Genomic DNA, 25064 nt, shown 5'->3' with positions numbered 1-25064 from the left:
AGCCGGGAGGTGTACCGACCGTCCGCGGGCGACGACGCCAGGTCGCGGACAGGCAGATTATTCGCCCGCAGGTGTGGTGGATCGTCTAGACTCCTATACACAGCTACCGGTTCGGGATGTTCTGCCCCGACTCGGCGTGTGAATTCGCGTCACCGCTTTCTCCTCTCTGTTTCGGATGAAACTCATACGGTAAGGAGCGGTACATGACTGCACAATCCACGACGATCAATGAGCCGTCTCTGCAAGACAAAATCACATACCAGCTGTGCGAGTACGCGAATCTGGTCAACAGCATCAGCAAAGAAGACGGCAACCTGGAGGACACCCTCGCTCAGAAGATCCAGCAGTATCTCGACACCAACCGGGACGTCATCGGAGGGTGGGAAATCGTCTGGGGTCCGGGAGTCGCGCTGTTCGACACCGACTTGTACGCGGTCAACGCCCTGTACATGGTGCGAAGCACAGAGGATCGCTCCCGGTACGTGATCGCGATGGCCGGCAGCACCGATGCACTGGTGTTCGACTGGCTCGTCGAGGACTCCTTCATTCTCCAGACGCCGTGGTTCGCGAATGATGGCGCCTGGCACACGATCGGCACCGCTATCGGGGTGAAAACCCTCCTCGATATCAAGCCCTCAGGTCAGCGTCCCGGCGCCGGTCACACGTTGCCCGAGTTCCTGAGTTCGCTCGGCGACAAGGCGATCGACCTGACCGTCACCGGCCACAGCCTCGGCGGCGCCCTGTCACTCACGCTGGCGCTGTTCCTGCGCGACACCCAGTGGCTTTGGGACAATTCCGAAAAAGCCAGGATCAGCGTGCTCTCGACCGCCGGACCGAGTTTCTGCAATCAGGAATTCGTCAACTACACCACCCAACGCCTGCAACGAGTTCGGCGCTACGCCAACGACCTCGACATCGTCCCGCACATGTGGAACCCGCCCGATATCGATGGCGCCAAGGCTCTCTACTCCAAGAACAACCAGCCTGCTCCCGGTGGTATGCAGGTTCTGTTCGAGGTGCTCGAGATACAGGCATCCGTATCAGGCCAATACGCACACTTCGACCCCGCAAGCGGCGTGTTCCACGGCACGTTCAACGATAAGATCAATCAAACGCAAGGCTCGACGCCGGATGATTTGTACTTTGCGCAGGTCGGGTACCAGCACATAGGCGGCTACCATGAGTTCTTCGAAATCGGAGGCGTGCAGTGGCCGCAGGGCGTCGTAGCCCTCCCGCCGGTCGGCACCGACGCCGTGATGCACCGGGTCTCGGCCTTGGCCGGTCTACCGCTCGGCGACGGTGCCGGAAAGGTACTGGCGAACCATCGGCCGGCGACCGTCCCGCTCAACGGACAGCCCGTGGAGCTGCCCACCGACCACGAGAGCCCCGAAGCCAAGAACTTCGTGGACCGCGTCACCGCCGAGTTCAACCCCACCTCCGCATGAACTGATGTCCCGTGCCCCGCCTCGGTGGCACGCGAACTTCGATCCGGTACAGCGCGAAAGGGCTTCAGCGGGACAGGACGTGGCGGTCGATTCCGGCAGGCAGTCTCGGCGACTACAGGTAAGTCGACGAGGTCCGGCGCCGGCAGTCGGCCGCCACGACTAGCCTGTGTCTCCCAATGATTCGAGCCATTCGACGATGAGGGCCAGGACGAATCCGTATGCGATTGGCGACCTGGTCGCGGCATTGGGGAATCACAGTTCGAATGTGTTCGCGGTACAAGAGAGTTCGATCCGACGCTGCGGCATCGCATATGCGGCCGAGGTCGGGAATCCTGCCCGTCCCAGCAAGAGCACTCGCAGCCTGGGATCGCAGACCGGGCCTACTCCCTGGGACTGCCCGCGAGAAATCGGCGTCGAAAGCTGTGAACTCTTTTGAACCCGCAAACTCCTGCAAATTCTCCGCGTCTGAGAACGGATGTTCTCCAGACTGGAGGTGTTGGGCCTGGCGGCTGGCCGGCCGACACCACCCGCCAGGCCCAACGCCGCGACACCACGACACGTCTGAACGGCCGTTTAGGAACATACGAGTAGGTCGGATCTACCATGCCTGCCGTCTCCAGACCTTTTCGTGAGATCGTCGTGCACCTCGGCTGCACGCCCTGGTCGAGCTCTCGCCGACATCTCAGTCCTTCGGCGCGGAGTTGATTGTGTCGCCGTACCAGCTCAGATCCGAATTCTCGGCGACCTCGAAGGCCTCGAAACGATCGTCGGCCACAACCGCGTCGATCAGAGCCCGTGAGCCGGCGACGATCGTGGAGTCGAAGTCGATCTCGCTGGCCACGACCCATGCGTGGTCGGCGGGCCAGAGCAGCTGGGGCGTCACTCCGGGGAAGTCGGTCGTCCATCCCAGACCCGCCGCATGCACCCAGCTGGGGTCGGCGAGTTCGGAGAGGCTGGTGTCGAACAGCATGAAGTCGCGTCCCGGCCACCGCAGGAAAGGCCCGGTCCGGACCGCTCGTCTGACCTGTGGCGCGACAGAGGCTGCCAGCTCGGCGTCGATTCGAGCTCGCTCGCGCTCGAGGTTCTGCGGATCGCCATCGGTGGACGCGACGAACACCGTACCCGAGGATGTGTTCAGCTCGCCGAATCCATTCCACACTCCAGCCGTCACCTCTTCCGGTGCCTCGGTGGCTGCGCGAAGGTGGACTGTGAGCGCGGCCAGCAGGCTCGGGTCGAACCACCCCTCGACGGTCTGGCCGACTCTCCAGCCGTCATCGAACGACATCGCCGCTTCGTCCTCATCGTCGGTGAGGTTGCGCCACTGCACCAGCGGATGCATCACTCTGCCGTTGCGCACGGCGACCTCGGCCCAAGGCCACTTCACCTCCTCCACGATCTCGGGATTACCCCATTCGTCGGTGACCGTGACATCGCGGCGAGTCGCCTCGACCGGGTGCAGGATCCGCGCATAAGCCTCGAAACCGGTACCAGCGACGCCGCCGACCCCGTGTTCGCCGACGCGCGCCAGCAGCCACCCACCACGCTCGAAATCCGTTGTGAACTCCACCCAGCCAGCCTAATGAGCCACGCCTGTCGGGCAGCTCTGTCTCTGGACGCTGAGTAACACGCCAAAGGGACGCGCGTAACCGACACGGCCGTAGTCCGAATCTTAAGATCACTGAGATATCCATTGGGGCACCGTGAGCGGAGGAACGATGGGTGCCGGAACACAGCCACAGTCAGGGGAACAACCGCAGCCTGATCCACCGTCGGAACCGGACACGTCATCGATGGCGCCTGCTGGCCACGGGCCCGAGCCAGAGGCGGGCGCCGGAGGTTGCGACCCGTGGCGGACGGTACGCGCTGATCACAGCACTGATAACGGCGATGATCTCGAGCTTTGCGTCTGCGGGTGCGGCAGTCTATGTGAGCATCAACGAGTCGAATCGAAGTAGCCAGCTGGCCGCATCCGAGGCGGCAAGGGAGAGCCGTTGGCGGGTAAGAGTTCCATGGGGAGCCCGGTATTGGCGTAGCCGATCGAGAGGACTTGGCCTTGAGTGATCTTTCTCGCCGTGACCTGCTCAGGACGTCGACGGCCGTCGGCGTAGGAGCAGTCGTTGTTTCGGGCCTCACAGCCGCAGACACGCCGAATATCGCGGACGCAAGCGTCCCGGAAAAAAGCCCGGGATGCCCGCCCGCGACGCTGACCGGCCACATCGTCCGACCCGGTGACGTGTCGTACACGGAGGCCCGACTCGGCTGGGACCAGCTCTTTTCGCACTATCCGTTGGTCATCGTCTTCGCGCAGGACACCCAGGACGTGGTGAACGCCCTGACGTGGGCGCGGCAGCACAACGTCGCGTTGCGGGTACGCAGCGGCCGCCACGCCCTCGAGGGCTGGTCGAACGTCGACAACGGCATCGTGATCGACGTCAGCCGGCTGAAGTCCGTCCGGATCGACCCTGGCGCTCGTATCGCGACGGTCGGCGCCGGGCTGAACCAGCTGGAAGCGGTGACGACGCTCGCGAAGCAGAATTTCGCGATCACGACCGGAAGCGAGGGCAGCGTAAGCGTGTGCGGTGCGACGCTCGGCGGTGGCCTCGGGCCGCTCAACCGCTGGCTCGGCATGGCCTGCGACAGCCTGATGGCGGCCGAGGTCGTCGTCGCGTCGGGTGACGACTGCGCCGAGGTGATCAACGCGGACTCGCAGCACCACTCGGACCTGCTCTGGGCGCTTCGCGGCGCGGGCAACGGCAACTTCGGGATCGTCACCCAACTCACCTACAAGGTGTATCCGCTCGAGCATCTCGCCTATGTGCAGGCGACGTGGGATGGACTCGGGGACCTGTACGGGGTCTTCGAAGCGTGGCAGCGTACGATACCGTCCGCCGACAGCCGTCTGGGATCCGAGCTCGAGGTCCACAAGTCCCAGATCCTGCTGTCCGCGTGGCTCGTGGAGGGGGCGGCGGCACAGGCCACAGAGATGCTGGCTGCGATCCTGTCGGTCGGTAGCCCCGATGTCACGGTGCAGGTCGGTAACTGGGGCGATATTTTCGCGGGAGCCCAGGTCCCGCTCCCGCAAGAGCCCGCGAACTGGAAGTTCTTCTCGCAGTTCGTCAAAGAGCCGTTCCCGAAGGAGGCGATCGACATCATCGGCGACTTCATGCGGAACGCTCCCACAGAGGACAGCAACTACTTCGTCGATGCCTTCGGTGGGGCGATCAAGACGGAACCCCCTGGCGGCACGGCGTTCGCGCATCGCGACGCGCTTTTCTACGGTGAGATCGGCGCAGCTTGGGGGACTCGTTCCACACAACCAGGCGTCGGCGACCCGCTGACCTCGCAGGCCCAGGCCTGGACCGCCGAGTTCAGCCAGGCGCTGCGGCCCTACGCGAACGGCGCCTACGTCAACGTACCGAACGTCGGAATGCAAGAGTGGGGAACCGCCTACTGGGGCGGACAGCACTTCGAGCGGCTGCGCACGATCAAAGCGAAGTACGACCCCCACAACATTTTCCAGTACGAGCAGAGCATCCCGCCCGCATCACACTGATCGACACTCAGTAATGACAGTTCCGCAGACCCGGACCGACCCGACCCCATCTCCGCGAGCTGCCGTGACATGCCGGCCTGTCCTGAAGGTTCATCTTCGACCGGCCAAATGCTCGTCGAGTACGCGCGCGATGATCGGCAACACGTGTCGTGCGGTCAGTTCGTCGTGGGTGACTCGGATATCGTGATCGACGATCTCGCCGGTCACGTAGGGCCGCCATCCACCGGGGCCCGAGTTGCCGGAAGCGTCGACGGTCGCACTGAAATACACTGCTTCCCCGTTGAATACGGGACGATGATATCCGGTTCTGATCTGTGCCACTATGTTGTACCACCGCGTCAGACGCTCGATTGTGCCCGCGTCGATCGGCGAAACACCGCCCAGTCGGGCACGAATCAGATCGGCGGCATCTTCCGCGGACGCATCGGCGGGCACACCACGAATACCCAACATCGGGCCGAAAGTACTGACGAAGCCGCCAGCGGAAAGCTGCTCGATGCCGTCACCATCGATGTCCGCGGAGTCCGTGTCGAGTAGCGCGAGAAGTCCTACATGCTCACCGGCGTTCCTCAACTTCGTGGCGATCGCGTGCGCGACGAGCCCGCCGAACGACCACCCGAGCAGGTGGTATGGACCCGTCGGCTGCAGAATCCGGATCTCGTGGATGTACCGATCGACCAACTCTTCGATCGATCGCGCCAGTGCTTCGCCGCCGCCCAGGCCCGGCGCCTGTAGCCCATAGATCGGCCTGCCCGGCGACAGCACATCCGCGAATCCCGAGTAGGGCCAGGCGACTCCGGAGGACGGGGACACGCAGAACAGCGCGGGTTCGGTGCCGTCGAGCCGGATCGGCCACACGACGTCGAGCATAGGTCCGGCGTCGACTGGAGGCAGCTCATCGGCCATGCGCCCGGCGGCCGCGGCCAATGCGGCGATGGTGCGGTGCTGGAACACCTGAAACGGCGTGCGGTGGACGCCCCGCCGCTCGGCTCTGGATACCAGCTGGAGAGCGAGGATACTGTCGCCGCCGAGAACGAAGAAGGAATCGTCGGCGCCGACTTTGTCGACACCGAGCAGCTCCGCGCAGATGTCGGCGAGAATTGCTTCGGCAGGTGTCGAGGGTGGTCGGTACTCGGCCTGCCCGTCGACGAATTCAGGTGTGGGCAAGGCGGTCCGATCGAGCTTGCCGACCGCGTTGAGCGGAATCGTATCGAGCACGACGAACACGGAAGGGACCATGTACGCGGGCAGGGCAGCGGTCGCGACCATACGCAGGTGCGCGGCGTCGACCGTGACATTCTCGGCAGGCAGCACATACGACACCAGTACGGTTGCCCCTGTCGGCCCGGCGCTGCCTATCGTCACCGCATACTCGACCTGTTCATCGCGGCACAGCACGGAATCGATCTCGCCGAGTTCGATCCGCAGGCCATGGATCTTGACCTGGAAGTCGTTGCGGCCCAGAAACTCCAGTTCGTATGTATGGTCGGTCCCGATGACCCATCGCACCATGTCTCCGGTGCGGTACATCCGCTCCCCCGGCTGGCCGTAGGGATCGGCGACGAAGTGTGTCGCGGTCGCCTCGAAACGGCCGAAATAGCCGCGGGCGAGCGCGGGACCGGCCAGGTACAGTTCACCGGCGACGCCGACCGGCACCGGACGCAACCAGGTGTCGAGCACCATGGTCGCGGCGCCACGGATCGGCCCGCCGATGGTGATCGGCGCTGCCGCGGCGAGATCGCGGTGACAGGTCGCCCAAGTGCTGAACTCTGTCGGACCGTACAGGTTCACCATCCGACGCTCATTCGACCACCGCTCGATCAGTTCAGCCCTCGCGGGCTCGCCCCCCACAGCAAGCACCCGCAGCTGATCGAGTCCGCCAGGATCCATCGTGGCCAGTACCGACGGCGTGATCGACGCATGGGTGACCCGTTCGGCGCGCAGCAGTCGATCCAACTCTCCGCCCGCACATACGTCAGGCGGCGCGATCACGAGTTCGCCGCCCGCGCCATGTGCTGTCAGCAGTTCGAAGATCGACGCGTCGAAGCTCGGTGACGCCACATGCAGGACGCCGACCGCCGGATCCAAGTCCAGTGACTCGGTCAAGTCGGCCACCAGATTCGCGAGCCCGCGATGGCTGACCAGCACAGCCTTGGGTTCGCCGGTGGAGCCCGAGGTGTAGATCAGGTACGCCGCGTGGTCGATGCGGATGGGACTCCCACGCTCCGCGTCGGTGATCGGTGCTGCGGAGACCTTCTCGACCCGGCGGCGCGTATCGAGGTCGTCGAGCAGCAGCCAGTCGATGGTTCCCGGTAGCGTCTCGCGGGTCACCGTCACGCCGATCTCCGCCTTCGAGTCGGCCAGGATGTGCTCGATCCGCTCGATCGGATAGCAAGGATCGAGCGACACGAACGCCGCGCCGGCCTTGGCGACTGCCCATACCGCCACCACCGATTCCAGCGATCGACCGAGAGCAAGCACGACGCACATTTCCGGCCGCGCGCCTCGGCGCAGTAGGACGCGGGCAAGACGATTCGACCAGGCGTCGAGCTCGCCATAGGACATCGTTGTCTCGCCCGCGCGAACAGCGATGGCACTGCGGTCGATCCGTGCTCCGGCACAGAGAATTTCGGGCAGTGTTCGCGGCGGCATCGACGCCGGTCCACGCACCGACAGCAGCGTGGCGCGCTCCGCGTCGTCGCAGCACTGTAGCTCGGACACCAGCGCCTGTGGGTTGCCTACGAGTTGAGTCAGGAACCGGACCAAGCGATCCAACAGTAGGCGCGCTGTCTCCGGCACGAACTGGTCGGCGTGGTACTTCACGCTGATCCGCAGCATGGCCTGCCCGTCACTGCCGGGCAGCGGAATTACCATGAGATTCAACGGATACGGCGTGGCATCGGTGCCCTCGATGTCGACTACCCGCATGCCCGCGATGTCCGGCAGCACCGACAACGCGCCTCGGTCGAGCGGATACGACTCGAAAACGGTGAGAGTATCGAACAATTCGGCCAAGCCCACCGTCTTGTGAATCGCGGCGAGCCCGACTTGCTGATGATCCATCAGCCGTGCCTGTTCACTCTGCATGCGAGCCAGTAGGTCGGCGACCCGCTCCGCGGGATCGAATCGTACGCGCACCGGCAACGTATTGATGAAAAGACCAACCGATTCTTCGACACCGGCCAGCTCGGGTGGCCTGCCCGACACCGTCGCGCCGAATACCACGTCGGATCGGCCCGTCAGCACGGCCAGCAGCATCGCCCAACCCGCCTGCACTATCGTGTTCGCCGTGGTGCCCGAATCGCGCGCGGCCATTTGCAGACGTGCGACGATGTCCGGGGACAGGTCGGCGGACACCGTCCCGGTCCCTGTCGCCTCCGTGCCGGTCGATGTCGAGACCGCCCGTGTCGGGATGTCGATACCTGCCAAGTACTGTGCCCACGCGGCGGTCGACGCAGCATGATCCTGCTGGCGCAGCCAGGAGAGGAATTCGCGGTAAGAATGCGCGGGCGGCAGCGCGGAGGTGTCGCCCGCAGTGGCATAGAGCGTGAGTAATTCCCGCACCAGCAGCGCAGTCGACCAGCCGTCCAGCACAAGGTGATGGTTGGTCAGCACGAACCGGTACTGCGCGGGAGCGGTGCGCACGAGCGTGCAGCGCACGAGCGGCGGGCGGGTCAATTCGAACCGGCTGCCCGCGTCCAGGGCGATCACCCGGTCGAGTTCTCGCTGTCGTTGCTCGGCTTCCGCGATTCCGGTCAGGTCGATCTCCCGCCAGCAGATGTCGGCGTCGGTGACGACGAGTTGGCGGGGCCCTTCATCGGTCTCCACGAACGCGACCCGCAGGATGTCGTGCCGTGCCACCAGCATCTGCGCGGCGGAGCGTAGTCGCGCGGTGTCGACGGTACCCGTCAACGTGAGTAGCGACTGCACCGTATAGACGTCGGCGCCTTCGGGATCGTACAGCGCATGGAAGAGCAAGCCATGCTGCAATGGTGACAGCGGCCAGACATCGGTGAGAGTCGGATAGGTGTGTTCCCAGGCGTCGATCTGCGCCTGCGTCACCGCGACGAGGTCGAAGTCGCAAGGAGTGTGTCCTCCGGCTCCTTGGCTGCCGCTGTGATCGGCCAGTGCCCGCAGCGCGGCTGCCCAGAGACCGGCGAACTCTTCGACGTCTACGGCCTCGAGCAGCCGAGCTGCGTATGCCCACGTCACTTCCAGCCCGGCGTCGGTCAGGGCGGCATTGATATCGACGACCGCGGCCAGCGGCGCTCGCTCGTCCCGTGTTGCCGCGAAGTGTTGCGGCAACCAGGCCCCGGCCTCGCTGTCGGTCGGCACCCGGCCCAGATAGTTGAAGCTGATCTGCGGGGTCGGCGCGTCCACGAGCGCATTCTTGGTGTCGGCGTTCAGATACCGGAGCATGCCGAAGCCGACACCCTTGTCGGGCACCGCGCGTAACTGTTGCTTCGTGGTCTTGATCGCGGCGCCCGCCGCGGGGCCACCGGTGAAAGCGTCTGCGAGGTCGATGCCCGTCAGATCGATGGCGATCGGATGGACCGTGGTGAACCAGCCCACGGTGCGCGCGACATCGGCGCCGGGCAGGACGGCCTCCGTGCGTCCGTGGCCCTCCGTGCTGAGAAGCAATGACCTTCGATCACGCCAGCGGCATGCCGCCATCGCGAGCGCGGTCAGCAGCACATCGTCGGCACCGCAGTGGAAAAGGTCCGGCACCGTAGTGAGTACCGAGTTCGCGACATCCGGAACGATGATGGTCCGGAAAGTCCTCGCGGTGGCGGCGATGTCGAGGGCCGGGTCCCAAGCGCCCGTGCCGATCGGCGGATCGGGCGTCGCCAAAATGTTCTGCCAGACCGGCAGTTCGGCGCTGCGGCCTGCCGCATGCTCGACTTGTCCGTGCGCCCAACGCCGAAACGAGGTGCCGACCGGAGCCAGGGCGAAGCCCATGGCCGCGGTCGCCAGATCCGGCAGCAGGATGCGCCACGACACCGCGTCGATCACCAGGTGATGCAGCACGATCCAGCACAAGGAAGGAGCATCCGCTCGTTCGATCAGCACGAAGCGTGCGACGACTCCGGCCTCCGGATCGAGCAGGTCCGCGGCAGCTTCCAATTCGTCATCGAACGTCGGATCGCCATCGCGATCGGCGCTCACGATGTCCACCAAGGTGCCTGCCTCGACCGCACCGGCTGGTGCGACAACCCATTCCCAGCCGTGGTCGGTGTTTCGCATCGAGGAGCGCAGTAGGTCGTGATGGTCGAGAAGCACTTGCACGGCCTCGACCAATCGTGTGTGGTCCACGTCGGCCGGTAGACCGACCAAGACCGCCTGGCCGAGCCTGCGCCAGGTCTGTCCTTGGTCCAGCATCGCGTGCACGATCGGTGTGAGTTCGACGGCGCCGACGCCACCGCCGGGCAGCTCGCGTGCCACCGGAGTGCGCGCCTCGGTGGCCACCGCTGCGAGAGCGGCAACGGTTTTGCGCTCGAATACATCTCGTGCGCCGAAGCCGATCCCGGCGGACTTCGCCTTCGAGACCAGTTGAATGGCCGAGATGCTGTCGCCACCGAGTGCGAAGAAGCTCGCGTCGACGCCCACCGAATCCAGCCCGAGAACCTCGGCGAACAGCGCGGCCAGCGCCTGCTCCCGTGGGGTCGAAGGTGGTCTGCCCACAGGCGCGTGCGGGCCGAACTCTGGTTCTGGCAGTGCCGTGCGATCTACCTTGCCCAGCGGTGTCAGCGGAATACTGTCCAGTATTACCACCGCGGCGGGCACCATGTAGGCCGGAAGCGCCTTGTCCGCAGCCGCTTTCAACGCGTCCACAGAGACCTTGGCACCTGGTTCGGGCAGCACGTACGACACCAGCGCGGTGGAACCCGAGTCGGTCTCCTTGCCGAGGGTGACCACGAAGTCGACGCCGGGGTGCTGTCGCAGAACGGCATCGATTTCGCCGAGCTCGATACGGAAGCCGCGCACCTTCACCTGGAAGTCGCTGCGACCCTGATGATCCAGTTCCAGTCTCCCGGAACTCTCGGTCCAGCGAGCCAAGTCTCCGGTGCGGTACATCCGCTCGCCGCACGCGTAAGGGTTCGCTACGAATCGGCAGGCAGTGAGGCCTCTACGCTGATGATAGCCGCGCGCCACACCCGCCCCGGCGAGATAGAGCTCCCCGATCGTCCCGGGAGCCACCGGCCGCAACCAGGAATCGAGCACGACCGCTGAGAACCCGCGACCCGGACTTCCGATCGTGACCGGCCCAGCGGGTCTCAACGCGTCGCTCAAGGTCGCCGTGACCGTGGTCTCGGTGGGCCCGTACCCATTGAGTACAGAACGACCGGACCACCTGGCCACCAACTCGCCTGGGCAGCTCTCACCACCGACAACGACAGTGCGCAGGCTGGGTAGTGTCGCCGGGTCGAGAGATCCCACGACCGCCGGTGTGGCGTCCAGGTGGGACACACCTTCCGCGCGCAGAACCGCCGCCATCTCTTCACCGCCGTACGCCGATGGCGGAACAACGACGAGCGTCGCACCGGCGGCGAAGCTGACCAGGATCTCTTCGACCGAAATATCGAAGCTCGGCGAAACAACGTGTGCCATCACGGAATCCGCGGCGACGCCGAAACTCTGCGCGGAGTTGGCGACCAGATTCGCCAAGCCACGGTGTGTGACCAGCACGCCTTTGGGCAATCCGGTCGACCCTGACGTGTAGATCATGTAGGCGACCTGATCCAAGAGCACCGCAGCGTGCCGCACCGTATCGTCGACCGCGGCCGCACTCTGCTCCGCGATGTCCCGGCCGGTCTCGTCCTCGTCGAGGATCAGCCAGTTCACCCGATTCGGAAGCAGACTTCGCGCGGTCGTTACGGTAAGGCCGATGCCGACGCCGCTGTCGTCGACCATGTGCTCGATCCGGTCCGAAGGGTAGGTCGGGTCGATCGGCACGAATGCGGCGCCTGTCTTGGCCACGGCGAGCATCGCGAGCACGGAATCGATCGAGCGCGGAATCGAGATCGCCACACCGCGTTCCGGCCCGACACCGGCGGCGATCAGGATGCGTGCCAGCCGGTTGGTGTGTTCGTCCACTTGGCGGTATGTCAGCCGAGCTGACCCGCTATGGACAGCGATCGCTTCGGGGGCGATTCCCGCACCCGCGGCGAGAATTTCGGGGAGCGTGCGCGGCGCGACGCCCGTCGGTCCGCGTGCCGGTGCGAGTTCGGCGAGCTCGTTATCAGGTACGACGGGAATCGTGGACAGTGCCGCGTCCGGTCCAGCGGTGAGGAACCTGCGCAGGAACCGCAGAAATCGGCTGTGGTGAGTGATCAATTCGGTATCGCTGTACAGGTTCGCGTTGCCCTGGAAGTCGATGTGGGTGCTCTCGCCTCCAACGCCCGGATACAGATTGACGTAGAGGTCGTCGATCAGCCCGGAGGTCAGCACATGCGCTCGTCCGGTGACCGCACCGAGTTGAACCCTGGTGTCCACCATCATCAAATTCACCGACGGACCGAAGGTCGCTACCTCGTCCATCGGCCAACCGAGGTCGCGGAAGATGTCCTCTTGGCGGTAGCGCTGCCGCCGCAGCGCGCCGGTCAGCTCAGCCTGTGCTGCCCGGATCAGTTCACCGACGGTCGTGGTCGGCCGCAAGCTCAGTCGCACCGGGACGACGTTGGCGATCATGCCGCCGGAGCGCCGCATCGTCGCCGTCGTGCGCGCAGAGACCGGCAGGCTCAAGACCACCTCTGGAGCACCGGTGATCGCAGCCAGATAGGCGCCGAAGGTTGCGACCACCGTAGGCGCCACACCGGATGACGCCGCCTTCGCCACCATCTCCAGCAACGCAGCCGTTTCCTGCGTCAGCGCCGCCGCCACACGTCTGGGATGCGCGTCCACTTCGGCGGTACGGCCCGCCAGACTCACCGGGTCGGCGATCCCGTCCAGGTGCCGAAGCCAATACTCCCGGTCGGCCGCGAAACGGTCGGAGCTGCGGTACGCCTGATCGGCATCGACGATCTTCCTCAGGTCCTCGGCCTGTGCGGCAGGGGGCGGCCTCCCCTCGATCGCCGCGGTGTAGAGCTCGCCGGTGCGTCGCGCCATGGCCGAGACCCCCATGCCGTCCAGCGCGATGTGGTGCATCCGCCAGTAGCAGAACCAGCGGTCGTCGGCGATCCGCAGCATGACGACACAGGCCAACCGGTCATTCATCAGATCGAGGGGCGCCGAGTATTCGTGGCGCATCCAGGCATGAGCCGCGCCCGCGGGATCGCGCTCACCTCGGAAGTCGACAACGCGTGCACGATCGTCGAGCGTGGTGTCGACGCACTGGAACGGATAACCGTCGCTTTCTATCAGGCGCAGATACCCGGTGCCGAACTCGCGCCCGGCTTGGCGCGCTGCCGGGGCGAGCAGGTCGAGGTCGATCGATCCCGCCAGGTCGACGTACTGGGCAATAGAGATCGGGACATCGCCTGCGACGTGCTGGGCGAACCAAATTCCGCGTTGGGCCGCCGAGAGCGGGAAAACTCCGTCGGACAGCCTATTGCCGGTAGCGATCGGTCTAGCGGAAGACTGTTGCATGACAAGACCTTTATTCTGACCGGTGTAGCCACTCGGGCCATTCCTCACGATCAAGCACTACAGATGTCGTATTCCTTTTCTCTCAGTCTGAGCCAGGCTCAGGACGGCGGCCGCGCCGACAGAGGTTCCGTCGACGCATCGGCCGCAGTCCGGGATGTAAGACGGCAGACGTCGACCGCTCGTTTCGGAAAGCCGTATACGCCGCGACTTGCTGGGTACCGCCGGATCGGCGGCAATTGTGAACAGCCCGCCGACATCACGGTGCACTGGCGGACCACTGATGATCGACTCGTTACCCACGATGAAGCTCAACTCGAGCGAGTTGGCATCTGCCCCTGCTAGCCGGACCAGCGCGGTGGCATCGACCGCCGCGACTGGCTTCGCGAGCGGCGGCATGCAGAGGTTGTCGGCGAGCGACGCGGTCGGTGCGTGCATGTCGTATCCCAAGGCCACAGCCAGGAGGTCTGTTGTGCACCCCGACCATGGCCTCCAGCAGGGACTTCAACGATAACTCCGAAGCGAGCGCCGGTGCAGGCTTTCGGTCGGCGGAACTCACCACTTTCTCGACCTGCCTCGACGCCTGCACGGCGGTTCCGCGCCATCACGTGCTCAGCTGCCGATGACCGACGACCAAGTCCACGCGGTCAACCTGGACCGCCGTGACCACCTTGCGGGGCGTCGGCGCGAGCTTCAACCGGCACAGAAATCATCGGCGCGGACCTGCGCCACGCCGACCTGACCGCCGCCGACCCCAGCGACGCAGTCCTGATCGGTGTGGTGTACGACGACGCCGCGCGCTGGCCGGACGGATACACGCCCCCGCTCCGGTGATGAAAATCCCGCCCAGGCCAGCCACCATTCTTCAGGCCCCGGTTCCCCCCGGGACCATGCATGCCGGCGCACCAACGATCAAATCGCATTGGGTCTCTACCGTCGCCGCCTCGGCGGTAGCTGACGCGTCTTACGCGACCGGCGCGACAAGGTGGCAGCTACGGCCTATTGGCAGGGAGATGTCGTTAGCTGGAAAGTTGCCATGTGATTACGTTGGCGGTCGAGCACTGTCCCGTAGTGAACAATCGCAACGTGGGTATGCGCGCGCCTAGGAGCAGGTGATGAACGCCGATACCGGACCGATGCCCGAGTCGGAGGATGCTGCACACCCGCCGCGTGAAGGAGATTTGGGCTCGGCGGCATCGGATCGACAGCCCGACGCCGAGCCGACGCGCCAGGGCGCACTCGAGGTCGCTGGCCGGAGTGGCCGATACACGCTGTTCGCGGCACTTGTTGCGGCTGTCATCTCGAGTGTTGTCGCTGCGGGTTCGGCGGTCTACGTCAACATCGCTCAGTCTGATAGGACCGTCCGTATCGAGACGGATAAAGCTGTGCGCTCCGATCGCCAGAAGGTCTATGTCGACTGTGCTACAACGTTATTCGCGCTTTTCGAACAGCTTGGCAGGATACAGGGAAAATTGATTGCGCACACAAGTCGGGAAGAGGTCAAACCTGAGTTACCCGAATACTCTCGCGTGGGCATTCGTGTTCTGGGTCAGCTGGAATTGGCGATGATGGTAGGGAGCCCTGCGATGGCGGACGTCGCGGGTCGACTCGCCGAGCGTTATATCCGATTCAATCAGGACGAATGGGTCACTTTTGCGCGGAAATATTTGAGTTTTGGCGTGCCGAACGAGTCGGATATTGCGGAGTGGGAGCATGATTCGGCTGCAATGGTCAAATCTATCAACGATTTCGTCGATGACTTGGATCACATAAATGTGGAATTCATCAAGGCCGGGCGCGATGACCTATCCGCAAACCGCTGAACATCAAGTGACGCGCTCACGGAGATGTGCCAACTGGCTTTCGGCCGAACTCGTAGCCAAGCGCGAGGTCCTTGTAGTTAGAGGCTCTGGTAGTCCTCACCGGCGGCCTGTTGCCGTGGTTGACCCATTTGGGCGATGTCACCGAAGATCCGGCTCTTTCCGTCGAAGGACGCAGCCCGCCTCAGGGCACCCCCGGGGTACGGGCGTGCGTCACCCACTGGCTCGGGATGGGGCGGGAAGTGGCTCAAGCCTCGTCGGAGGCCGCGGTCGAGCAGCTGCGGGTCGTGGGCGTTGACCAGCAGAGCGGTTTCGGCGGCGGCCCACAGCTCGCGCAGGCGCGCGTGGTTGACCTCGACCTTCTGCCAGTCGTAGGCGATCACGCATTCCATCGCGGTGATCGCGCGCGGCGTCGATCCGTTGCCGTCGAGCTGCCCGTATCGAACGCCACGGCTGCATGCTCGCGGCGGTGGCCGGGCAGGTTGATCGGCACGATCCAGTAAACCCACAACGTGGGAAATATGCCAGAGTGGAAGCCATGAACCCCGCACCCGCGACGCCACCCACCTCGACCCGCCAGGCCTCGGCCCGTCGCGGGCGTCCACCGAAGGCGCAGGGCCGGCTCTCCCGTGCGGCGATCCGAGAGGCAGCTCTGGCGGTGATCGACGCCGAAGGTGTCGGTGCGGTGAGCATGCGGTCGGTCAGCCGCTCGCTGGGTGTAGACGCCAAGAGCCTCTACCACTACGTGCGGGACAAGGACGACCTGCTCGACGCGGTCGCCGAATACCTGCTCGAGCAACTGCGTCCACCGGAGGAGACCGGCTCGCTGGAAGATGACCTCCGAGCATGGGCGCATGAGTTCCGCAGGATCACCCTCGCCCACCCCCAAGCCGCCACTCTGGTCCTGACCCGCCAGCTCTCATCGACCGCCGGCCTGGCTCCGGTCGAGGCCGCTCTCGCGGTACTGCGCCGCACCGGCTGCAGCCCCGAGGACGCCGTTCACTTGATGCGCGCCTTGCTGGCCACCTTGATCGGAACCTTGCTGCGCGAAGCCTCCGCCGGGCCCACCTACGGCACCGCGGACCCCGGCGAAATCGCCGAACGGCAGAGCACCCTCGAGTCATCCGGACTGCCCCAGGTCCGCCTTGCCGCTGCCCACCTCGCCCGCTTCGACCGCGACCGCGAGTTCGACTTCACGGTGGACCTGATCGTGAGTCTGGTCAGCGCACGCGTCGGTGGCGTCGGCGCGTCGGCAAACAGCCAGAACAACTCCGAATGGTCCGCATAGTTGGGCAAGAGTCCACGCCTTGTCGATGAACGGGGCCGGAACACTCCCTGTCCGTCATGTCGATCGGTGTTCGCCAACTACATGTTCGCTCCGAGGACACGGTGGTCACCTAACGTCAGGGCTCCGAAAGGCCTGGCCGCCCAGCAGGCGGCGGATCTCCTGGTCCGGGTACGGGGTGCTCCGGCTCTCCTGCTGGAACGCGCGCATGAATGCGGACATCGCCGCGGCGATCGGCGCGTGCCGGGTGATGACCGTGGCGGCCTGCCCAGGGATGCCCTCCGGCGGCTCGCCCACGGCGAAGGCGCGCACCATCGCGGCGCGCGCCTCCCGGTCCTCCCGCCGGAGCCCGTACAGGGCGGTGAGCAGCCAGTTCACCAGATAGGTTGCGGTGTAGCCGCGGTCGTAGCTCTGGTGCTGGTCGAAGAACGCGGCCTCCTCGGGCGAGAGGTCGAACGCCGAGGAGAGCGAGAGGCCGTAGTCGCCGAGGTAGAGGCATCGACCGTCGGTCAGGATGTTCCAGAAGTGCGCGTCGAGGTGCAGCAGCCCGCGGCTGTTCATGAACGCGGTGCCGGCGGCCAGTTCCCGCTCGACCATGGCGCAGGCCCGGTCGGTGGCCTCGTCGCCCGCCTCGATCTGGGCGTTGAGCCACTCGTGCAGGTTCTGCGGGATGTATTCCAGGAACAGCGCGATGCTCGCCGAAGCGTTCTGGAGGGCCTCGATCCGGTGGCGTACCTGCGGTCGGCCGTCCCAGTAGGCGACGGCACGGTCGATGTCGGCGAGCTCCTCCGGCAGCGGGGTCGTGTCCGGCAGCACCCGCCAGTGGTACATCAGCGGGAAGCCCTCGTGTTCGGCGGCGAGCACCCAGTTCGTCGTCATGGTGTGCACGGCGAGTTCGCGCCAGGCTCCGAAGCCCGGCCCGCCGATGAGGCCGACGCCGTACTGGCAGAAGAGCGGCATGTCGAACAGGTTCGCCGTTGACCGGACGTGCTCCGGCTGCCGTTCCAGGTCGGTGAGGGGCACTCGCTTCACGAAGACCGGGGTTCCGGCGACCTCCAGCAGCGCCGACTTCCCGCCGATACCGGCGCCGATCGGCGTGGCCGTGTCCACGAGCTCACGCAACGCGGGATCGCTGTGCAGCGCCAGGGCCGTGGAGACGGCGCTGTGGGCGTGCAGACGCGCCGGGCGCGCCATGTCGCGGGTCGTCGCCGCGCCGCGGGATATGGCTGCGCCCGGTGAGGAGGACGTCACTGCGTCAAGGGAGTTCGCTGCGGTCTCCACGTGGGCGCCGACCTCGATTCAGCCATGGCCACGCGGTCGTGCCTGCGGCCTCCGGAGCGGGCAGGAGGCCGGTCCGGAGGAGCACCCGACGGCGGTCCCGGCTTGTCCCCCCGAAACCGCACTCTACGTCACGACCTCCATGTAGGCGTCAAGCAACGGTCCGAGGCTACGGGGCCGCTGCTTTCGACATGTCGCCGATCCGCAGCACGGCCACGGACCATACGGTTGTCCGACTGCACTCGGAGATACGCACAGCGCCCGTCGCGCCGCATACCGCCGCGCTGGTCCGGCATGCAGACTCCCCCTGACCGGGAACGTCGCCCTCGGGCCGAGACGTGCCTCGCGTGCCAGGATGACGCGATGAGCACCGTGTTCAGGCGGCCGGTCAGCGAGGAAACCGTGATTCTGTTCATGGATTACGGGCAGTTCCGCATCGACGGTGGCGTCGAGAGCCCGGTCGAGGAACTCGAACTGCTCGACCGGGCGCTGGCGGCGCATCCGTTCGCCTCCGATGGGCTGGCGGCGGTGGTGTTGAGCCCGCACCAGAACAACTTCCATATGCCGGTAACGGTTCAGGTATGGGACGAGCGGCCGCCCGGCGATCGCGCCGAGTGGCAGCAAGTGTGTGAGACGCGGTTGCGAGTCGGACCGGAGGGCACACTGTGCCTGTCTTCGCCGACCGACGGCGCGGTCGACTGCCCGGTTCCGGAGGGCCAGTACCTGATCGAGATCAGCGGCCGTGGATTCGTCAACTACGGCTGGCCCGGGTCGACCGAACCCGGCGATGTGTGGCGTATCCGGCTCTGGCCGGACGACGGCAGCGAACCGCTCCCGGCTATGCAGTGGAACATGCCCGGATACGGTGTGCCCGAGAATGTCCCGCTACCCGAGGTCACCGCGTCGGTCGACGCGGAGGAATGGGTCGTCGTAGTCGACGACAAAGGCTCTCGCCGCCTGCACATCGACGAACTACCGGCGCAAGCGGCCGCTTTCCAGCGGCAGCGTTGGGGCGGGGAGCCGATACCCCCGCTGGAAGATCACCCGGGCGCGGAAGACCTGGCACGCCATGACCGCGCGATCGCCGAGGCGATCGCCACCATGGGTGATCCCGAGTTGCGGCGCCTGGCGCGCTGGTCGGCGGCCCAAGCCTGCGCGAAAGCAGGCCTCAGCGACCGGCCATGGGTGCGGCCCGCCTTGGCGGCGCTGCGGGACGGCCGACCGCTACCGCCCCCGTTCGATGACGTAGACGCGGCCATGACCCGACTGCACGACGAGGACTTCGGCCCGCCGGATGACGAACACGTCGGCGCAGTAGAAGCAACGATGGTGCTCGGTTCGGCCGGCACGACGGCGAGCTCTTTCGATCTGGGTCCGATCCACCGTCCGTCCTTCGCACTGCCCACCATCATCGACGCGAACCGACCCGACGCCCTCGATGCCGCGATGACGACCCTGTACGCCACGGGATTGGTCTTCGGCCCCGAGGTGGACACGCTGTTCGCCGCGCTCAGAGCGGAATTCGGGATCGGGTGAGCCGAACGCCGAGGACGGATCCGTATGGTGGGATCCGCAGCAGTGACTGCTGTCGGATACACCGCTGGCCTACATTTCCGCGGTAGTCTGCAGTGTTCTGACACCTGGCTCATGGCACAGCCGCAAGTCCCCGCTCGGCCCGCCGTGTTCCATTACGCTGACCGGGCGGACGTCATGGCTGTCACGCGATGCGTGAATTAGCTGTATTCACAACAATTTTCGGTAGAGAGGGGAAAGCCGATGCATGAGGGTGGCTGTCTGTGCGGGCAGATCCGGTTCCGCGCCTATGCCGAGGCCGGATGGCCGCACCTGTGCTCGTGCCCGCACTGCCAGAAGCTGGCCGGCGGGCCGGTCACAGCCTGGGTCGATTTCCCGCTCGAGAAGTTCGAATGGACCGGTGCGGGCGGTGAGCCGACCTGGTTCGCAACCTTCCCGACCACCAAACGCGGCTTCTGCCCCAATTGTGGCTCGCTCGTCGCCGCGATCGACGACGGCGGCACCGCCATGGGGATCACGATGATGGCCCTCGACGACCACAGCGCGCTCACCCCGGTACACCAGTCCTTCAAACCCCACGCGGTGCCGTGGCTGCCGGTGATCGAAACCGTCGACGGTGGTTCGTAGTCCTGGGCGCTCACCGCGCCGAGCAGGTTTTGGCCGGTCGTGGCGGCCGACGATGACGGCGACGGGGCCGGGGATCCAATCGGCGCCCCACCGAGGACCGACGCCCGTGTCCACGTCAGCGGGGCGCCGGGTGGCCTTCGCGCGGTGATGCACTGAACACTCGAGTACAAGATCCTTACCGGCACGTCGACGACTTCGCCTGTGCGAAGCGCTGATAGGCCCTGTATCTATTGCCACTGCGGGGATTTCATGTTTGCGAGTCGCCGAGCGACGGGTTGAGGATGGCTACATGTCGCATGCCACGCTGTCTCTGCGTGAACTCCCTAGGCTACGCACCCGCCACATCGCGCAGATCGGTGGACTGATGCGCCCCGGCACGCACCGTTCCCCTTTGCTGGAATTCGGCGAACGGTTCGTCGTCTCGCCGCCAGGATTTCCGACCATGCTGGTCACTTACGACATGGACGATGTGCGAGGACTGTTCGCCAACCATGACGACTTCTCGGTCGGGCAGGTTCTGAGCCGCTTCTCCAGCCACGACATGATGTTCGGCAAGCAGACGTTGATCTTCCTCGACGGTGACGAACATCGCCGCGAACGTAAGCTGTTCGCACCGCCGTTCCAGAGCAAGGCACTCCGGTCCTACGAGGATCTCATGGTGGAGGTGGTCCAGCGCGAACTGCCGAGTTGGCCTGTCGGTGAACCGTTCGAGTTTCTGAAGGTCGGCTACGACCTGGCCATCGGCGTGCTGCTCGGCGTCGTCTTCGGCGACGTGGCCGCGCCCCGCAAGGACCGGCTGAAACAGGCGGTGAGCCGGTGGTTCGGGGAAATAGAAAGTCGCGGTTTTCTCGCCGTCACCTTGCTCACCCCGCTGGTCGGTGGCTACACGTTGCCCTACCCGCCGCTCATGCGCCGCCAGGCCGAGGTCGACGCCCTCATCATCGAGGAAATCGCCGCGCGCCGGTCCACGCCCGGTGACAGAAACGGCCGGAAGGATGTGCTGTCGCGGTATGTCGGCACAGAACTGGATCAGCACGACGACGCCGCATTGGCCCGCAATATGCGTGGCATCCTGCTCGGCGCCTACGAGACCACCGCGATCACGCTCGGCTGGATCGCCGCCATGCTGGCCGTCCACCCGGCAGCCATGGCCGAACTCGATGCAGCGGTCGACGCAGGCGACTCCGCCCGGCTCGACGCATACCTCGACGCCGTGGTCGCCGAAACAATGCGAATCCGCCCGGTGTCACCGTTCACCGGGCGGCGCGCACTGCGCGACACCGTGGTCAACGGAGTCCACGTCCCCAAGGGGGCCATCGTCATAGTCCCGATTCTCCTCATTCACGAATCACCACGGCATTACCCGGACCCGATGACCTTCCGCCCCGAACGCTTCCTCGACGAGGCGCCGAACGGCCGCACCTGGCTGACCTTCGGCGCCGGCGCGCATCGCTGTCTGGGTGCCCAATTCGCCTTGGCGGAAGCGCGCATCCTCTTCCGCACCATTCTCGAGCATCGTCGCATCGGTGCGGCCACCGGCCCCGTCGAGCCCCCACGTCGCTATCACACCGGCCTCAGCCCCGCCTACAACGCCAGGATAACCCTGCATCCCCGCTGATCAGACCTACACCGCGGCAGACTGATTCGCCGTCGCCGGAGTCTTCGAGCAACTGGAGTCGTGCAGGTGCCAGCGCGGCCGCGCCATCACCAGAGCACGCTCAGCGGAGAGGCCCTGCTTGTGGTCGACGATCACGAACGATCTGCGCGCCGAAAGACAGCGTAGAAGGTGAACGTCGCCTGCCAGCGCGCCGAGTGAACGTCGATCCAGGTACCGGCGGCGGTCTCGCGCAGCATGACCTCCTGGACCAACTCCCGCTGTAAATCGGTCATCTCTCGATGCGTGGCGCACCCTCCGGATCTCCGGTCGAGCTGCACAGCACCTGCGGATCAGGCCTCAATTTCGGCTGATACCAACATGTTCCGCAGCGACATGGTGTCTCATTGCCATTGATCGGCGGTGTTCTGGATGACCGATGCAACCAGTCAGGAGAGTGCCCGCGTGCCACGTGAAATCGATTCGGCTGTCTTCCCCCATCTGGATGCGGACCTGGACCGGGTCCGTGACGTTCTCGGACCCGTTCGGCTGGAAGGTAGGCCTGAACTGGCGGCGCTCACAGAGGAAGGCCCGGACACCTCGCGCCGCTTGGTCCGTCCCACATTGACCCTATTGTCGTACTACCTGCTCACCGATCCCGCGGCCCCGGCCGACGACCGGGCGGTGCGCGCCGCCGCTGCCGTCGAGTTGCTGCATCTGGGCTCGCTCTACCACGACGACGTCATCGATCACGCATACGAGCGTCGAGGCCGTCCCAGTGCCAATGTGGTGTGGGGTTCGCATATGGCCGTGTTGGGTGGGGACTCCGTGATGCTCACAAGTGTGCGCATGCTGGCCGAACTCGGGGGGCGGGAAGTCCTGGCGGGGGCAATCGCCGGTGAGCGGATGTGCGCGGGCATGGTGATCGAGGCCGCCGACCTCTACGTGGCCTCCCGCAGCGAGCAGTCCTACCTGGACGCGATCGACGGCAAGACGGCGGCGGTGCTCTCGCTGGCATGCCGGGTGGGCGCGATGCAGGCCGGCAGGCCCGACGATCAACACGAGGCGTCGGCCCAGTTCGGCCGGTACTTCGGACTGGCCTACCAGCTGTATGACGACATCCTCGATTTGACCTCCACCGCCGAAGAACTGGGTAAGCCCGTCAACGCGGATCTGTCCGCGGGCATTTACACACTGCCCGTGATCCGCGCGGCCGCCCGCGACAGAAGCCTTGCTCGCCTGTTGCAGAGCAGAATGACACTCGAGCAAGCCGCGCGCGCCCGCGAGATCGTCATCTCCTGCGGCGCCGTGGACGAAGCACAAACGGTGGCTGATGAGTTCATGGACCGGGCCGCCGGTCAGCTCGCCAGTCTGCCCGTCGATCCGGGCGTTCGCCACGCGATCACCGCCTACGCCCGGTCCATACTCGACCGGCGAACTCCTGGTCGCGCGGTCCCCCGGCGGTCGACGCAGCCGCCTCGAACCCGCGGCGATGGGCTTCCGCCGCAGCTCGGGCGATGGTTGCGGAACTGGCTGGTGGACACCGGCCTTGCCGTCTCCTCTACCGAGGCGGACTACCACCGGTGGACGGGGGCGATCCAGATCCCGGCGCAAACATTGGCCCCAGCAGCGAATGCGGCCCGTGAACAGACCGCCTACGGCATGGCCGTGCTGGTCCTCGCCTGGGATGACCTTTTCGAGGATCCGCAGCTGAAGGACCCGGAAGCCGTGACCGCGTTGCGACGTGGCATGGTGGCGACGTTGCGCCAGGACCCGGCGAAACCGTGGCGGCCCGGCGCGATTCCGGCGGCTTGGGCGAGCATATGGCCGCGCCTGCGCGATGGCCGGACCATCCGCTGGCAGAAGCGGTTCCTCGACGGCATCGAGGAGTGGTTCGAAGCCGCCGAACGCGAAGCCCATCATCGCATCAGTGGCTACGTCCCTTCCACGGCCGACTATTTGCCGATGCGGATGTCGACCAGTGGGATCGAAACCGCCATCGCCTGCATGGAGGTGTACCACGACCGGGAACTGCCATCGACGCTGCGCGAACACCCCGTGATCCGCCGTCTCGAGGAACTCGCCTTTTGGGTCACCTTCGTGGAGAACGACCTGGTGGGACTGGATCAGGACGAGGCAGACCGAGTTCCCTACAACCTGGTGCGGGCGGTCCGTCACGAAACCGGCTGCACTCGCGACGAAGCCGTGGACCAAGTGCGGCGCCAGGTGGCGGATCAGCGCGCCCAGCTCGAGGCGGTAATCCACTACGTCCCCGCGCTCCTGCGTGTTCTTCCCGGCTTGGCGGGGCAGGGGAAGGACTACGCGGAGATGTATGTGAACATTACGAGCGTGGGGCTCTGGGGGCGTGAGAGCAACCGGTACACGCAAACTTCCGCTGTCGCAGCGCCGGATCTCGAACGCTTGCGCCGTGAGGTCTACCTCCCGGCCGACGAACCGGCTCCTACGCCGACGTAAGCTCCACGGCCGGGCAAAGCAGAGTCGTGTCCCGTACCTCCACCGTGTGGTCGCGCGGGATGCCTCCTCAGTGCTTCACCGACTGTCCGGACCCCTTCGGGCTCCAGATGCGCATCCATATCGTAGGTCGAAGAGAGGAACGGGTGTGCCGATGGAAAGCGATCAGACCGACGAGGGCGCTCGCGATGAACCAGGCTAGTTGTACGGCGAATCCCGTCAATGGCGTGGCGTCGGAGAAACCGGCTGTGGTCGAAGCCTGCATGGCCCCATAGGAGGGCAGCCAGCGCACGAAATCGCTGTCCGCCCCAGCACTGGCGATGGGGTTCTGTACGGCCATGTCGAAGCAGCTGGTCATCGCGATGGCGAACATCCCCTCCACCTCTCGGCGAAGCAGCGCGCCGAAAGCCACACCCAGCGCACCGTATGTCATCGCCGCGCCGAAAAGCGCCGCGGCGAGCAGGAGAGGCTGCCGCGGCGACCAGTAGCAGCAGATGACCGCCGTGGCGTACACGCAAACCACCACCGAGGCCACCACCAGGCAGGCGATCTTCGCCAAACCCGAAGCGACCCGGGGGTACCCCGCCATCGAGAGGCGCCGGTCGAATGCGCCGCTGCTGAAAGTGGCAGCGAACATCATGAACCCTGTGATCAGCGAGACCGCCATCAGGGCGCCGCTGACCTGAGCGAGCTCGTTACCGTTGGCGCGCAGAACCAGACCGGTGTCTCGAAGCCGGAACGGCACCTCGAGGTCCGTGACGGCCACGCGGACCACGGTGATCAATATGGGAAGGAAGAAGGCCACCAACAGCATGGCGAAACGGTTACGCGCGTGCTCGATGAGACCGTAGCGCGTGGCGATCACGAACAACCG

At 65.5% G+C, this 25064-nt stretch carries 15 protein-coding genes; 8 read left to right on the top strand and 7 right to left on the bottom strand.

The genetic code is table 11. The annotated features are described in order from the left end of the window. The first annotated feature begins 203 nt into the window (after positions 1-203). Complete coding sequence (locus ACFV2O_RS15420; RefSeq protein ID WP_379252302.1) at positions 204-1445, top strand: hypothetical protein; 1242 nt, start codon at positions 204-206, stop codon at positions 1443-1445. Positions 1446-2127: 682 nt separating this feature from the next. Here ACFV2O_RS15420 and ACFV2O_RS15415 read toward each other — a convergent pair. Then, positions 2128-3012 (bottom strand): hypothetical protein, encoded by an 885-nt coding sequence (locus ACFV2O_RS15415; RefSeq protein ID WP_355078115.1) that lies wholly within the window; start codon positions 3010-3012, stop codon positions 2128-2130. Positions 3013-3732: 720 nt separating this feature from the next. Between ACFV2O_RS15415 and ACFV2O_RS15410 the strand changes: the two genes are divergently transcribed. Then, complete coding sequence (locus ACFV2O_RS15410) at positions 3733-4998, top strand: FAD-binding oxidoreductase (protein ID WP_379252301.1); 1266 nt, start codon at positions 3733-3735, stop codon at positions 4996-4998. A 90-nt stretch (positions 4999-5088) separates the two neighbouring features. Here ACFV2O_RS15410 and ACFV2O_RS15405 read toward each other — a convergent pair whose 3' ends face one another. Continuing rightward, a complete protein-coding gene (locus ACFV2O_RS15405; protein ID WP_379252300.1) occupies positions 5089-13584 on the bottom strand; it encodes an amino acid adenylation domain-containing protein in 8496 nt (2831 codons plus the stop codon). 57 nt (positions 13585-13641) lie between these two features. Next, positions 13642-14019: a hypothetical protein gene (locus ACFV2O_RS15400; protein WP_379252299.1), complete on the bottom strand. Its 378-nt coding sequence runs from the start codon at positions 14017-14019 to the stop codon at positions 13642-13644. 677 nt (positions 14020-14696) lie between these two features. On the opposite strand from ACFV2O_RS15400, the gene ACFV2O_RS15395 reads away from it, so the two are divergent. Further along, complete coding sequence (locus ACFV2O_RS15395) at positions 14697-15404, top strand: hypothetical protein (RefSeq protein ID WP_379252298.1); 708 nt, start codon at positions 14697-14699, stop codon at positions 15402-15404. A gap of 77 nt (positions 15405-15481) precedes the next feature. Here ACFV2O_RS15395 and ACFV2O_RS15390 read toward each other — a convergent pair whose 3' ends face one another. After that, positions 15482-15793, bottom strand: a complete 312-nt coding sequence (locus ACFV2O_RS15390; RefSeq protein ID WP_379252297.1) for a hypothetical protein — start codon at positions 15791-15793, stop codon at positions 15482-15484. 146 nt (positions 15794-15939) lie between these two features. Here ACFV2O_RS15390 and ACFV2O_RS15385 point away from each other — a divergent pair, with 146 nt between their 5' ends. After that, on the top strand, positions 15940-16689 hold the full coding sequence (locus ACFV2O_RS15385; protein WP_379252296.1) for a TetR/AcrR family transcriptional regulator: 750 nt from the start codon (positions 15940-15942) through the stop codon (positions 16687-16689). A 105-nt stretch (positions 16690-16794) separates the two neighbouring features. On the opposite strand, the gene ACFV2O_RS15380 is transcribed toward ACFV2O_RS15385, so the two are convergent. After that, the gene (locus tag ACFV2O_RS15380) at positions 16795-17937 is read right to left on the bottom strand and encodes a protein kinase family protein (RefSeq protein ID WP_379252295.1); all 1143 of its coding nucleotides are present in this window, start codon (positions 17935-17937) and stop codon (positions 16795-16797) included. Positions 17938-18327: 390 nt separating this feature from the next. Between ACFV2O_RS15380 and ACFV2O_RS15375 the strand changes: the two genes are divergently transcribed. The 3 genes from ACFV2O_RS15375 (at position 18328) to ACFV2O_RS15365 (ending at position 21742) form a co-directional block, all read left to right on the top strand. Beyond that, positions 18328-19500 (top strand): hypothetical protein, encoded by a 1173-nt coding sequence (locus tag ACFV2O_RS15375; RefSeq protein ID WP_379252294.1) that lies wholly within the window; start codon positions 18328-18330, stop codon positions 19498-19500. A gap of 240 nt (positions 19501-19740) precedes the next feature. Next, the gene (locus ACFV2O_RS15370; protein ID WP_379252293.1) at positions 19741-20124 is read left to right on the top strand and encodes a GFA family protein; all 384 of its coding nucleotides are present in this window, start codon (positions 19741-19743) and stop codon (positions 20122-20124) included. A 289-nt stretch (positions 20125-20413) separates the two neighbouring features. Continuing rightward, the gene (locus ACFV2O_RS15365; RefSeq protein WP_379252292.1) at positions 20414-21742 is read left to right on the top strand and encodes a cytochrome P450; all 1329 of its coding nucleotides are present in this window, start codon (positions 20414-20416) and stop codon (positions 21740-21742) included. Positions 21743-21873: 131 nt separating this feature from the next. On the opposite strand, the gene ACFV2O_RS15360 is transcribed toward ACFV2O_RS15365, so the two are convergent. Beyond that, complete coding sequence (locus ACFV2O_RS15360) at positions 21874-22014, bottom strand: hypothetical protein (protein ID WP_379252291.1); 141 nt, start codon at positions 22012-22014, stop codon at positions 21874-21876. A 169-nt stretch (positions 22015-22183) separates the two neighbouring features. On the opposite strand from ACFV2O_RS15360, the gene ACFV2O_RS15355 reads away from it, so the two are divergent. Beyond that, complete coding sequence (locus ACFV2O_RS15355) at positions 22184-24193, top strand: polyprenyl synthetase family protein (RefSeq protein WP_379252290.1); 2010 nt, start codon at positions 22184-22186, stop codon at positions 24191-24193. 67 nt (positions 24194-24260) lie between these two features. Here ACFV2O_RS15355 and ACFV2O_RS15350 read toward each other — a convergent pair whose 3' ends face one another. Continuing rightward, complete coding sequence (locus ACFV2O_RS15350) at positions 24261-25061, bottom strand: hypothetical protein (protein WP_379252289.1); 801 nt, start codon at positions 25059-25061, stop codon at positions 24261-24263. Positions 25062-25064 lie beyond the last annotated feature (3 nt).

This window comes from Nocardia sp. NPDC059691, from assembly GCF_042733915.1.
Taxonomy (GTDB): domain Bacteria; phylum Actinomycetota; class Actinomycetes; order Mycobacteriales; family Mycobacteriaceae; genus Nocardia; species Nocardia sichangensis.
Note: the sequence above shows the minus strand (reverse complement) of the source record. Positions and strands in the feature narration are given on the sequence as shown.

Coding starts and splice junctions, on each gene's coding strand:
- ACFV2O_RS15405 (WP_379252300.1), bottom strand. CDS start 13,584: ATGCAACAGTCTTCCGCTAGACCGATCGCTACCGGCAATAGGCTGTCC.
- ACFV2O_RS15420 (WP_379252302.1), top strand. CDS start 204: ATGACTGCACAATCCACGACGATCAATGAGCCGTCTCTGCAAGACAAA.
- ACFV2O_RS15385 (WP_379252296.1), top strand. CDS start 15,940: ATGAACCCCGCACCCGCGACGCCACCCACCTCGACCCGCCAGGCCTCG.
- ACFV2O_RS15390 (WP_379252297.1), bottom strand. CDS start 15,793: ATGGAATGCGTGATCGCCTACGACTGGCAGAAGGTCGAGGTCAACCAC.
- ACFV2O_RS15395 (WP_379252298.1), top strand. CDS start 14,697: ATGAACGCCGATACCGGACCGATGCCCGAGTCGGAGGATGCTGCACAC.
- ACFV2O_RS15365 (WP_379252292.1), top strand. CDS start 20,414: ATGTCGCATGCCACGCTGTCTCTGCGTGAACTCCCTAGGCTACGCACC.
- ACFV2O_RS15360 (WP_379252291.1), bottom strand. CDS start 22,014: ATGACCGATTTACAGCGGGAGTTGGTCCAGGAGGTCATGCTGCGCGAG.
- ACFV2O_RS15370 (WP_379252293.1), top strand. CDS start 19,741: ATGCATGAGGGTGGCTGTCTGTGCGGGCAGATCCGGTTCCGCGCCTAT.
- ACFV2O_RS15375 (WP_379252294.1), top strand. CDS start 18,328: ATGAGCACCGTGTTCAGGCGGCCGGTCAGCGAGGAAACCGTGATTCTG.
- ACFV2O_RS15400 (WP_379252299.1), bottom strand. CDS start 14,019: ATGCACGCACCGACCGCGTCGCTCGCCGACAACCTCTGCATGCCGCCG.